The sequence below is a fragment of the Metapseudomonas phytobenefica genome, assembly GCF_043392685.1.
Lineage (GTDB): Bacteria > Pseudomonadota > Gammaproteobacteria > Pseudomonadales > Pseudomonadaceae > Metapseudomonas.
This window is the reverse complement of the sequence record NZ_JBHZGM010000003.1, coordinates 142,102-153,571: the sequence shown is the minus strand read 5'-3', so window position 1 is coordinate 153,571 and position 11,470 is coordinate 142,102. Positions and strand designations below refer to the sequence as shown.

The 11,470-nt window shown below is 66.6% G+C and carries 12 protein-coding genes; 3 read left to right on the top strand and 9 right to left on the bottom strand.

The features are described from left to right. Positions 1 to 208 precede the first annotated feature (208 nt). Both ACFW0B_RS04070 and ACFW0B_RS04065 read left to right on the top strand, forming a co-directional pair. Entirely contained in the window at positions 209 to 796 is a 588-nt protein-coding gene (locus tag ACFW0B_RS04070; RefSeq protein ID WP_449146672.1) for a phage tail protein, read from the top strand. 18 nt (positions 797 to 814) lie between these two features. After that, complete coding sequence (locus tag ACFW0B_RS04065) at positions 815 to 1,387, top strand: phage tail protein (RefSeq protein ID WP_449146671.1); 573 nt, start codon at positions 815 to 817, stop codon at positions 1,385 to 1,387. A gap of 22 nt (positions 1,388 to 1,409) precedes the next feature. Here the strand turns inward: ACFW0B_RS04065 and ACFW0B_RS04060 are convergent, their stop codons facing one another. Next, entirely contained in the window at positions 1,410 to 1,712 is a 303-nt protein-coding gene (locus ACFW0B_RS04060) for a DUF6916 family protein (RefSeq protein ID WP_151132449.1), read from the bottom strand. Between the two features lie 67 nt (positions 1,713 to 1,779). Between ACFW0B_RS04060 and ACFW0B_RS04055 the strand changes: the two genes are divergently transcribed. Next, on the top strand, positions 1,780 to 2,271 hold the full coding sequence (locus tag ACFW0B_RS04055; RefSeq protein ID WP_449146670.1) for a GNAT family N-acetyltransferase: 492 nt from the start codon (positions 1,780 to 1,782) through the stop codon (positions 2,269 to 2,271). Here the strand turns inward: ACFW0B_RS04055 and ACFW0B_RS04050 are convergent. From ACFW0B_RS04050 to ACFW0B_RS04015, 8 genes are all read right to left on the bottom strand, one after another. After that, positions 2,259 to 3,200: a sulfotransferase family protein gene (locus ACFW0B_RS04050; protein WP_449146669.1), complete on the bottom strand. Its 942-nt coding sequence runs from the start codon at positions 3,198 to 3,200 to the stop codon at positions 2,259 to 2,261. The two genes, ACFW0B_RS04055 and ACFW0B_RS04050, sit on opposite strands and share 13 nt — an antisense overlap. 23 nt (positions 3,201 to 3,223) lie before the next feature. Continuing rightward, the gene (locus ACFW0B_RS04045; RefSeq protein WP_449146668.1) at positions 3,224 to 4,024 is read right to left on the bottom strand and encodes an aspartyl/asparaginyl beta-hydroxylase domain-containing protein; all 801 of its coding nucleotides are present in this window, start codon (positions 4,022 to 4,024) and stop codon (positions 3,224 to 3,226) included. A gap of 27 nt (positions 4,025 to 4,051) precedes the next feature. Continuing rightward, the gene (locus ACFW0B_RS04040; protein ID WP_449146794.1) at positions 4,052 to 6,148 is read right to left on the bottom strand and encodes an HlyD family efflux transporter periplasmic adaptor subunit; all 2,097 of its coding nucleotides are present in this window, start codon (positions 6,146 to 6,148) and stop codon (positions 4,052 to 4,054) included. Continuing rightward, positions 6,145 to 7,464: an efflux RND transporter periplasmic adaptor subunit gene (locus ACFW0B_RS04035; RefSeq protein WP_449146667.1), complete on the bottom strand. Its 1,320-nt coding sequence runs from the start codon at positions 7,462 to 7,464 to the stop codon at positions 6,145 to 6,147. The genes ACFW0B_RS04040 and ACFW0B_RS04035 overlap by 4 nt, the downstream gene beginning before the upstream one ends. Continuing rightward, entirely contained in the window at positions 7,461 to 8,240 is a 780-nt protein-coding gene (locus ACFW0B_RS04030) for an efflux RND transporter periplasmic adaptor subunit (protein WP_449146666.1), read from the bottom strand. The genes ACFW0B_RS04035 and ACFW0B_RS04030 overlap by 4 nt, the downstream gene beginning before the upstream one ends. Positions 8,241 to 8,514: 274 nt before the next feature. Continuing rightward, complete coding sequence (locus tag ACFW0B_RS04025; RefSeq protein WP_449146665.1) at positions 8,515 to 9,336, bottom strand: aldo/keto reductase; 822 nt, start codon at positions 9,334 to 9,336, stop codon at positions 8,515 to 8,517. A gap of 78 nt (positions 9,337 to 9,414) precedes the next feature. Continuing rightward, positions 9,415 to 9,822: a VOC family protein gene (locus tag ACFW0B_RS04020; RefSeq protein ID WP_449146664.1), complete on the bottom strand. Its 408-nt coding sequence runs from the start codon at positions 9,820 to 9,822 to the stop codon at positions 9,415 to 9,417. Positions 9,823 to 9,946: 124 nt separating this feature from the next. Beyond that, a complete protein-coding gene (locus ACFW0B_RS04015) occupies positions 9,947 to 11,347 on the bottom strand; it encodes an amino acid permease (protein WP_449146663.1) in 1,401 nt (466 codons plus the stop codon). Positions 11,348 to 11,470 lie beyond the last annotated feature (123 nt).

Below are 11,470 nucleotides of genomic sequence, written 5' to 3'. Positions count from 1 at the left end.
TCAGCCCGCCATCAATGACCAATGAGTCTCAAACAGTCCCGCCTTACTTCGTTTGAATCACAGAATCGACGTATCCCTGTGCTAAAGAACATGAGGCGAAAGGAAATTTCGTCTATCGTTCACCGCGCGCAGGGAAGTGCCAGTCTATCGCCAGTACTTCCTTGCCTATTCCAATAAAGCCTCACATACGCAAGGAAGGAATCAGTTCATGAGTGACCAGTCCTATCTCGGTTCCATCAGCGGTTGGGCCCCCAACTTCGCGCCCCGTGGCTGGGCGTTCTGCCAGGGGCAGACAATCTCCATCGCTCAATACAGCGCCCTGTTCTCGCTCCTCGGCACCGTCTACGGCGGTAACGGCCAGACCACCTTCTGCCTGCCGAACCTGCAAGGTCGCGTGCCCGTCGGCGCCGGCCAGTCCCCCGGCACCTCCATGTACACCCTGGGCGAGATGGCCGGTACCGAGTCGGTCACTCTGACTACTGGCCAGATGCCCGCCCACACCCACGTCGCTACTGCAACCGCCACCGCCTCGCTGCCCGCCAGTACCGATGCGGCGACTTCGGCGACACCAGATGCCAACAGCGTGCTGGCCGCCGCCAATGGCGCTTCGGGCCGCACGCCCGTGGATGTGAAGATCTACGCCCCGGCCCCCGGCTCGGTGAACCTCCCCCTGTCCAGCTCAGCCACCGTCAACGTCCAGGCTGCCGGCAATAACCAGCCTTTTTCCATCCTGCAGCCGTTCACCGTGATCAACTACATCATCTGCATGGAAGGGATCTTCCCTTCCCGCAACTGACGGCGCGAGGACTCAAGAATGGATATCGAAAGTTACCTCGGCGTGATCGCGCCCTTCGCCGGCAACTTCGCACCTCGGAACTGGATGACCTGCAGCGGCCAGTTGTTGCCGATCCAGCAGAACCAGGCGCTATTTGCCCTGCTGGGTGTCACCTACGGCGGCAATGGCGTCCAGACCTTCGGTCTGCCCAACCTCAACGGACGAGTAGCGGTCGGGCAAAGCGACCAGTATCCGCTCGGCCAGGTGGCTGGTTCGGAAAACGTCACGCTGACCACGCTCAACCTGCCCACCCATATCCACGGCGCTACCGCCGAGGCGACCGTGGTACTGCAGTCGTCCACTACCGAGGCCGCCTCCGATCAGCCTGCGGCGGACGCCACCCTGGCCCAGGCGCAGGGCACCTCGGGCCGTACCGGCGTAACCGTGCAGATCTACGCTCCGGCGCCGGGAAGCGTGGAACTGCCAGTGCAGGCGAGCCTTGATGTGCAACTGGGCCTCAGCGGCCAGAACCTGCCCATCGGCGTGATGCAGCCGTTCCTGGCACTGACCCAGTGCATCTGCACCCAGGGCGTATTCCCGAGTCGCAACTGACTCAGGCTGTCCGCTGCCAGGCCTAGTTGAACTGGGCCTGGTAGTGGCGCTGACCGTCGAGGGGAGAAACGATCGGGCTCAGATGCAGCAGATACTCCTTGCCGCTGGCGCTCTTCAGGCGGTACTGCGCTTCCAGCAGGAGAACGCTCATCGGCGTAGTGAAGATCAGCGAGAACGGCGTGCGGAATCCCGGGTTGGGAGCACTGCCTTCCACCAGTCTCAGCAAGGTCAGCTGCACAGGTTCGGGCACCGTCTCGGCGGTGAAGACCTGGCCAACCTCGGAGGCGAACATCTTTGCGGTAAGGCCCTGGGTTTCGATGAACATCTGGTCACTCCCTGATCGTTAGGAATTCAGGCACGGGCCTGAGCGGTAGAGGAAAGTACAGCAGCGCATGATCGAGATAAAGACGGCTGAGATGCTGACCAAGCGGGTAGCCAATGCGGCCGACGAGCCCTGGATGCGTCAGCTATTCGCCCAGTTGCGCGGGCTGGACCCGGCCATGATTGCCGCCTGCCCCGCCCTTCTCGAACAGCAGTGGCAGCTCCAGCAGCAAGTCTTCGCCAGCCACTATCCCGAAGCCCATACGGAACTGGTGCTGCTGGACGACGCGCCCATCGGGCTGATTACCCTTCATGAAGGCGCCAGCACCATTCGCGTGCTGGAACTCGGCCTGGAAGCCCGTTACCGGGGGTGCGGCTACGGCCAATGGCTGCTGGAAGAGCTCACCCGCCGCGCAGACCGGCAATGCAAGGCGCTGGAACTGGCGGTCATGGCGCACAACCCAGCCATTCGTCTTTACCAGCGCCTGGGATTCCGCACCCTGCCCGCAAGCGCGGTCGAGGTGCAGCTGCAGATGCGCCGCGAACCCGTTCAGCGCAACTGACCCAGACGCAGCGCCTCCAGCGCCTGATACGGCCGCTCCGCCCAGCGGGACACCGCATCGCGCAATGCCGCCGGGGCCGAATCGCGTTTCTGCTGCGTGTCCGCCGCGAACGTCTCGCCCGGCCGCTTGGCATTCTGCCGGCTGGCAGCCATGACCACTTCCAGTTGATCCGGAGCCAGCCGCAAACTCTCGCGCAGCCGGCCCACCGCAGCGTGGGGCAGCTCGCTGTAATTGAGCGCCAGCCCGCCGTAGTCCCGGCACATCACGGCCGCCTGCTCCAGCAGGCGCCCCAGCCGTCGGGCGATGTAGTCCTCACGTGGCACCGTGGCTTCTTCCGCCTCGTTCAGTGGTGAAGCCCCGAGCTGTCCGGGAATCATATGCATGCCGGGCATCCGCAAGTGCGACGCCGCGATCTCCAGAGGATCGCGATAGAGGAACACCCAGGGCGTATCCGGGAAGCAGCGCCGCAAGATAGGTAATTCGAACAGGTTCCAGGCATCCAGTTTCACCACCAGGTGCCGCGCCGAAGGCGATGGAGCCTGCCCCAATGCCGAAAGCATCGCGACAACGGCAGCCTCCTGGGCACAACCGGCAAGTTCGTCCTCATAGTGCCCACGCAGCAGGCTGTCCAGAGGCGGAGGCTCGGACAGGACCACATGGCTGTCCAGGCAGGCCAGCATCTGTGCGATCAAGGTGGAACCGCAGCGGGAGGCATGAAAAACGAAAGCATCAGGCGCCAGGCCGGGGCTGGCGGCCTGCCAGTCGAGCAGCGCCTGGATGCCGGTCTCGCGCCGAAACGCCTGGTTGAAGGGCAGGCGCAGCGCCAAGTCGACGTCGTCGCGGAAGAAGGGCCGGGTCAGCCGCTGTTCACCGAACCAGCACCAGTCCAGGCACCATTCGCCATCGCGGCGCCAGGCGCGGATGGGCAACCAGCCATGCATGTCCCGCACACTCATGCCTTCCACTGCTCGCTCCATGCCTGTTTGCCCTGGCGCATGGCGGAACGGACTTCCGCCTCGGAAAAGTGCAGATCATGCGCTGCGCCCAGCGCTACCGATTCCCGCAGGAAGTCGCGGGTATCGGTCAGCGCCTGCAACCGCCGCGCAAGCTCCGGGTCCCGCTCCAGCAATCGGCGAAAGGCAGCAAAGGCCTGCCCCGCCCTCCCCGGCTGCAGAGCAGGCGTATCAGGCAGTCCCCGTTCGATGAGCCCGAGCAGCCAGTCGTTGCGCTGGCAATCCAGCACCAGGTGAATACGCTGGCCCGGACCGGGGTTGTCCACCCGGTGCGGACGGGCCAGGTCGAGGAACCAGCATTCGCCCGGTTGCATGGGCGCTTGCAGGCCATCGACGAGGAACTCCACGCCTGCCGGACTCAGCAGCGGCACATGCAGGCGCAGGTCGCTGTCGGGCAGGCCGAGGTCCGGATCGCAATGCTCAAGGATGCGCGAGCCCGGCCCCAGGCGCAGCAGGCGTGCACTGCGCACGGTGGTGTGGAAGGCTTCCAGCAGCTCGTTCCAGGCGGCCTCCCGCTGCCACCAGCCGTTGCGAACCGGCGCGCCCTGGCCGGGTGCCAACGGCAGCGGTGCGTCGTCCGGGGCGACCAGGGCGACACCGCTCCAGTCGCCCTCGTAGTAGCCGGTATTGAAGTGGCCCTGCCACGCGGCATCGTCGATTCGCTCCAGGGCGTCCAGCAGAGGCGCCAGCGCGAACGCCAGAGGCAGGCGCGAACAGATCGGCAGTGGCGGCATCGGCATTGAATCGTCCTTGTTCCAGGCTGTTGTTCAGAACCCGCTTTCCCTTACCCCCAGCGCCGCCAGCCGGCGCCAGGCAAAACCGAGGACCGACTCCCCTTCCCCATCCAGCACCACGACGCCGCGCAGGGGCTGGTCCGGGTGGATGGCGTCGTCCAGCAGGCTCAGGCGCACGCCGTACTGGGCCTGCACCGGCTCGGCGCGGTGCTGGGCATCGCGGCGCACGGCGATGGGACCATGATGGTCGGAACTGAGGGCTTCCAGCTCCAGATAGGCGACGCCGGTGGCATCCACTTCATCCAGCCGCACCGGAATCGCCGGGCGCGCCGGGTCGTCGGCGATGAAGCGCCCTTCCGCCCCCGGCTGCACGCGCCAGAGGTATTCCTCGGCCAGGTAGCCGCGCAGGCGCTGGCCCGGCTCCACCACTCGCGCCAGGGTCTCCCGGGGGCTCAGCCAACGCCCGACCGTGAGATCGGGCAGCAGGTCGCGCACGACGCCAGCCTGGGGCGCGCGCAGTTGCAGGCGTTCGCGCTGGGCGGCCAGGCCGCGGTATTCGGCCACGGCCTCGGCCAGCCGCTGTTCGAGGATGCCGGCATCGGCGGCGGTTTCGCTACGTCCGGCCTGGCGGCGCAGCTGCAGCTGGAGGATTTCGATTTCGCGACGAACGATGCCCTGGCGCGAGTCCAGGTCAGGGGATTCCAGCTCCAGCAGCAGCGCGCCCTGCTCCACCGCCTGCCCGTCCTTCACCTGCAAGGTCTTCAGGCGCGCCGCCACAGGCGCATGCATCGCAGTTGTACGCGAGGCCTCCAGCAATGCGGGCACCTCGACCGAGCTGCGCCACGGCAGTACCAGCAGGGCCAGAGACACCAGCATTCCACTGCCGGCCAGCAGCACCTTGCGCGGGTTCGCCTGGAAACGCCGCTGCCACCACTCCTTCAGTTCCGTCCAGATCGGCAGGCCGATGAACCACAGCAGCTCCACCAGCATCAGGAAGATGCCCAGCACCTTGAAGAACAGGTGATACACCGCCAGCGCGATACCGAAGAACAGCACCGCGCGCCACAGCCAGGACCCGTAGCCCCAGATCAGCAGGCGCCTGGCCATGGCCGGCGACCAGGGTTCCGGCACCGGCTCGCCATAGCCGAACAAGGCTTCGCGCAGCCGCCAGCGGCACAGGGCGAAGGCCCGCGTCTGCAGGTTATCCACCCCCCAGAGATCGGAGAGCAGGAAGTAGCCGTCGAAACGCATGAAGGGGTTGAGGTTGATGATCACCGTGGTGATCCAGGTGGCGCTGGCCAACATGAAGGCCGAAGTGCGCAGCGGCCCGTCCGGCAGCAGCGACCAGGCCAGCAGAGCCAGCACCGCCAGCAGCAGTTCGGCGAGCACGCCGCCGGCACCGATCAGCAATCGTGAGCGCCGGTCGTTGACCCGCCAGGCATCGCTGACGTCGGTGTAGAACATCGGCAACAGCACCATGAAGGCCAGGCCCATGCTCTGCACCCGGCAGCCGGCGCGCTTGGCCATGAAGGCATGGCCGAATTCGTGACAGAGCTTGGCGAAGGTCAGGGCCACGCCGAAGGCCGTCGCCCCGCCAAGGCTGAACAGGTGCGGAAAGGTGGCGATGAAGCGCTGCCAGTCGCGCGCCACCAGGAACAGGCCAAGGGCGAACAGCAATGGCAGCCCCCAGCGCAGCAGCCACGGGCCGTTGCGCTCCAGCAGCGGCCAGGCGCGATTGAGGAAAGCGTCTGGGCGCCACAGCGGAATGCGGAAGAACAGGTACTGGTGCAGCACCCACTTGCCCAGGCTCTGCTGCCGGGCGGCGGACTTCATTCCGTAGCTGGCGCGCTGCTCCTCATCCGACGCGGCGATCAGGTCGTGCCCACGCAGAAAGCGCAGCATCTCTTCCAGCTCGGCACCGCCCAGGGGCAGACCCGGCTCGGCGTTGGCGGCCTCCAGTACCCGCTGCGGATCGCTCAGCGCCCAGTGGCGCAACAGGCGCACGGCGGCAGCGCCCAGCTTGAAATAGCGACCACGCAAGGGGTCGGCCAGGGTCCACTGGGGAGCGCCGTCCAGGCCGGGCGCGGCCGGTGACAGCTGCAGGTCGGGACGCAGCGCCGGCAGCATCAGAAGCCCAGGCTCTGGCGCAGCGCAGCGAGCGGCCGGCGCAGCAGGTAATAGGCCAGGGGCGCGCGGTCGCCGAACAGCTTGGCGGTCCCCCGCAGACCGATGCGCGGCGGCGCGTCGAGGAAGGCCGCGTCGAGGCGATAGGCCAGTTGCCCGGCGGCTGTGCCCTGGGCTTCGTACGCCGCACGTTCGAGGCGCGCGGCATGACGGTTGAGCGGATCGCTGTCGAGGAACAGCGCCACCTCGGCACCGGGTTGCAGGGCGATGGCGTCCCCCACCGGCAGTTCGATGCGCAGTTCCGCCTGGGCGGGGTCGGCGATCTGCATCAGCCGCTCGCCGGTCTGCACCGGCTTGCCGGTCCAGCGCTCGGCATCGGCGAACACCGCGATACCGGCACGCTCGGCGCGCACCTCGCTGCGGGCCAGGAGCTCGCGGGCGTAGTCGCGTTCGGCGCGTTTCTGCTCCACCCGCGCGGCCAGCAGGTCGATGCGCGAACTGGATTCGGCATCGGCGAAAGCGCGCTGGGCATTGGCCTTGAGCTCAGCCTCGGCCACGCCCAGAGCGCGCTCGGCGACGTCCGCCTGGGCCTTCAGGCTGGTGGCGTCGAAGCGCACCAGCAGGTCGCCGGCGGCCACGCGCTGGTTGGGTTTGACCAGGAACTCGGCGATCACGCCGTCCAGTGGCGCCGCCACCACCCGGCCGCCCAGTGGCACCACTTCGGCCGGTGCCAGCACCGACTGGCGTACCGGAATCAGCAGCAGCAGGCACAGGCCAGCGGCGATGGCCAGCAGCTTCTTCTTCGGCCAGCGCAGGCGCCAGGGCTTGCGCGGCTGCAACGCCAGCCAGGCGTGGGCGTAGGTATCGCCGAGCTGGGCCAGCAGGGTCAGCTCGGCCTCGTTGAAGGGCTGTTCGCGGGCAAGCCAGAGTCCGCCGAAGACTTCGCCCAGGCGATCCTTCAGGGGCACCCAGCAGGCCTGGGGGGCAGACAGCGCCTGCCAGTCGGCGCGGGACTGCTCGTCGAGCAGCGCGGCATCGACGCTGCAGGTCTCATCCAGCGCCCCCTGCCCCAGCAGTCGCCCGGCGGCACGCTCGACGAAGGCCACGAAGGGGGCGTTGGGCTCCACTACGCTGATGCCGGTCAGCGCCTGTACCTTGCCGGCGACCAGCAGCGCCGCATGGCGGAAATTGAACAGCGCCTGGCCGTCGTTGACCATGGCGAAGGCCAGTTGCTCGGTGCTGGCCGCCTGGCGTGCCTGCTTCTCCAGCCCGAGAAAGAGCGCAAAAACGCGCTCGGCCGCACCGGGTGTGGCGGCGTTCATGGCGTCTCCGGGAAATGCGCGGTGCCGCTCATGCCGGCCAGCAGGCCGTCGGCATCGACCGGCAGGCCGCCAATCAGCAGCAGGGTCTGGCTGCCTTCGTCGATCCGCGCCCCCAGGCGCTTGATCACCGCCTGCAGCGGCCTGCCGGTTTCATCGGGAACGAATTCGAAGGCCTGCTCGGGCTTGAGCCGGTTCAACCAGCGCGAGGGCACCAGCAGGTGGATCTCCAGGGTGCGGTTGTCCACCACTTCCAGCAGCGGCGCGCCGCTGGCGACGCTCTCATGGGGCTGCACCTTGCGCGCCACCACCTGGCCGTCGAAGGGGGCCTTCACCTGGCAGCGCTGTACCTGCACCTGGTAGACCTGCGCCTCGGCCCGGGACTGCGCCTGACGCGCCTCGGCCAGCGCCACTTCGAAGCGCCCCACCGAGTTCAGGGCGGCGAGCTGCTGCTTGTTCTTCAGTTCTTCGCCGGCGGCACGCACGGCGGAGTTGGCGGCGTTGAGCTGAGCCTGGTAGGCGCTGCAATCGAAGCGCACCAGCACCTCGCCCTTCTTGAACGCCTGGCCTTCGGCATAGGGCATTTCGACAATGCGCCCGGCCAGCTCACTGGCCAGCACCGCCTGGTTACGCGCACGCAGCACGCCTCGGGCTTCGCTGCCGGAAGCGGTCGCCGCTACGGGGACGTCGAGCAAGGGATCCTGCACAGGCGGCTCCTCCGCCCATGCGCCCGCCACCAGTCCCACCAAGCCGAACAACATCCACTGCGTGCGATTCATCGAGGCCATTCCCTGGATTTACGTGCGCAAGAGTCTATGAGAGCTGTCGGATAATAGGAATCTGTTCCAAGGAATTATCCTGCCATCAGGCAGGACTCCGCTGCGGATTCGCCCTACGCAGCGTTGGGCCTCGTTCCTCGGACCAACCTACGAAAAACCGCTCACCCAGGTTGGTCCGGGCGGCGCTCCGCGAGCGCAGCGAAACCCAACGCTGCGGACTCATCCTGCACTTTCGCCAGCGAGCTGCCTCCGGCAGTCGGTAGCCCTTCCGGCCTCAGACCATTTCCAGCGGGCGCTTGCGGCGCGGCGGCGGGTAGCTGTGGTCGATCAGGGCGAGATCGTCGGCGCTGAGCTGGAGCCTGTGGGCCTCGGCGTTCTGTTTCAGGTGCAGCGGATCGACCGCCTTGGGAATGACGATCACCCCTTGCTGGCGCAGGGCCCAGGCCAGGGCCACCTGGGCCGGGCTGGCCTGATGGCGGCGGGCGACCTCCCGGATCGCTTCGTTGCGCAGCAGGCTGCCGCCCTGCCCCACCGGGCAGTAAGCCATCAGCGGTATGCCCTGTTGCTGCTGGAACGGCAGCAGGTCGAACTCGATGCCACGCGCCTCAGGGTTGTAGAGCACCTGGTTGGCGGCGCAACCGGCAGGCAGTTCGTGGAGATCGTCGAGGTCGAGGTTGGACACGCCCCAGCGAGCGATCTTGCCCTGCTCGCGCAGGCGCTCGAAGGCTTCCACGGTTTCTTCCAGCGGATGCTCGCCGCGCCAGTGCAGCAGGTAGAGGTCGAGATGGTCGGTGCCCAGGCGCTTGAGACTGCGCTCGCAGGCCAGGGCGGTGCCTTTGCGGCTGGCGTTCCAGGGGTAGACCTTGCTGACCAGGAAGACCTGCTCGCGCAGGCCGGCGATGGCCTCCCCCACCACTTCCTCGGCGCCGCCTTCGGCGTACATCTCGGCGGTGTCGATCAGCTTGAGGCCCAGTTCAAGTCCCTGGCGCAGCGCGGCGACTTCGCGCTTGCGCTCGGCGGGCCGCTCGCCCATGTGCCAGGTGCCCTGGCCGATGGCGGGCACGCGAGTGCCGTCGGGGAAGGTGATGCATTGCATGGCGTATTCCTCGGAAAGTCCGTTCAGTCGGGATTGCCGGCAGCTGGGGCGCGATCTTCCGGCAAAGGGCCGAACGGCTCAAGCCCAGGGGTCGTAGGAGCCGATGCTCCACAGGTGGCCTTCCGGGTCGCGGCAGGTGAATCCGCGTCCGCCGTAGTCCTCATCCTTCAGCGGCAGGACGATGGTGGCGCCGGCAGCCAGGGCGCGGGCGTGCACGGCGTCGACATCCGCAACCACCAGGTAGATGCCCTGGGTGCCGAGCCCACCGTTTTCGTCGGGCTGGCGCAAATGGCGGCCGTAGTCGTTATCCCGTACCGAACCGAGCATGATCATTCCGGTGCCAAGGTTGAGCTGGGCATGGGCGATGCTGCCGTCCTTCTCGGCCACCACCAGGTGCTCGACGAAGCCGAAGGTATTGCACAACCAGGTAATGGCCGCGGGCGCATCGCGGTAACGCAGACAAGGAATGGCAGCAGATCCGGCCATGGCGATGACCTCCCTTTTTTGAACAGCGATGGGTTCAGCCTAGTCTCTTCATAGACAATCCAGACGCCTGAAATGCATCGGGCCCGCACATGGCGGGCCCGATGTTTCATCGTGAAGGCAGGACTCAGGCGGCGTCGCCGAGCACTTCCATGTCCTTGGCCGAAGCCAGGTTGAACACCTTGTACAGCACCACCAGCAGCGCCAGGAAGGCCGGGCCCACGTAGAGGGCGATGCGGGTTTCGGGGAAGTAGGCCATCAGGCCGACTACCAGCACCAGGAAGGCCATGGCCAGGTAGGAGCTCAGCGGGAACAGCCACATGCGGTACTGCAGCTTGCCCTGCTCGGCCGGGGTGAGGCTGCGGCGGAACTTCATCTGCGCCAGCAGGATCATCACCCAGGTCCAGATGGCACCGAAGGTGGCGATGGAGGTCACCCAGACGAACACCTTCTCCGGTACCAGGTAGTTGGCCAGTACGCCCAGCAGCAGGGCGACGCCGGATACCAGCAGCGCACGGCGCGGCACGCCGTTGGAGGTGACCGCGAAGGCGCGCGGCGCCTGGCCTTGCTGGGCCAGGCTGTAGAGCATGCGGCCGGTGCTGAAGATGCCGCCGTTGCAGGAGGACAGCGCGGCGGTGATCACCACGAAGTTGATGATGCCGGCGGCGGTCTTGATGCCGAGGCTTTCGAAGGTCATCACGAAGGGGCTGCCCTGGGAGCCGATCTCGTTCCACGGATAGATGGAGAGGATCACGAACAACGCGCCGACATAGAACAGCAGGATGCGCCAGAACACCGAACCGATGGCCTGGGGAATGGTCTTCTGCGGGTTCTTCGCTTCGCCGGCGGTCAGGCCGATCATCTCCACGCCGAGGTAGGCGAACATCACCATCTGCAGGGACATCAGCACGCCCTGCACGCCATTGGGCATGAAGCCGCCGTGTTCCCATAGGTTGGAAATGCCGGTGGCGATCCCCTCGTTGCCCAGGCCAAAGACGATCATGCCGGTGCCGGCCAGCACCATCGCGATGATGGTGACGATCTTGATCAGGGCGAACCAGAACTCGAACTCACCGAAGGCACGCACGGCGATCAGGTTCACCCCGCCCATGCTGACCAGCGCCGCCAGGGCCCAGATCCAGCGCGGCACGTCAGGGAACCAGACGCCCATATAAATAGCCACGGCGGTGATTTCCGCCACGCAGGTCACCAGCCAGAGGAACCAGTAGTTCCAGCCGGTAAGGAAGCCCGCCAGCGGGCCGAGGTAGTCCTGGGCGTAGCGGCTGAAGGAGCCGGCCACCGGGTTATGCACAGCCATCTCGCCGAGGGCGCGCATGATCACCAGGATGGCGAGTCCACCGATGATGTAGGAGAGCATGATGGCCGGACCGGCCATCTGGATGGCCTTGGCCGAACCGAGGAACAGGCCGACGCCAATGCAGGCGCCCAGGGCCATCAGGCGGATGTGACGCTCACCGAGGTCTCGGTGCAGCGATTCATGTTGTGGCTGATGATCAGCAACCGACATGGGGATACCTCATCTTGTAGTTGTCGAGGAGTCAGCCGCGTAGCCGAAAAACCGGGTCGTGGTAACGACCCTTGGCCGCCTGAAAGGCCCGTCCTTGTGGGGCGGAACAGTCCGGCGGAGCAC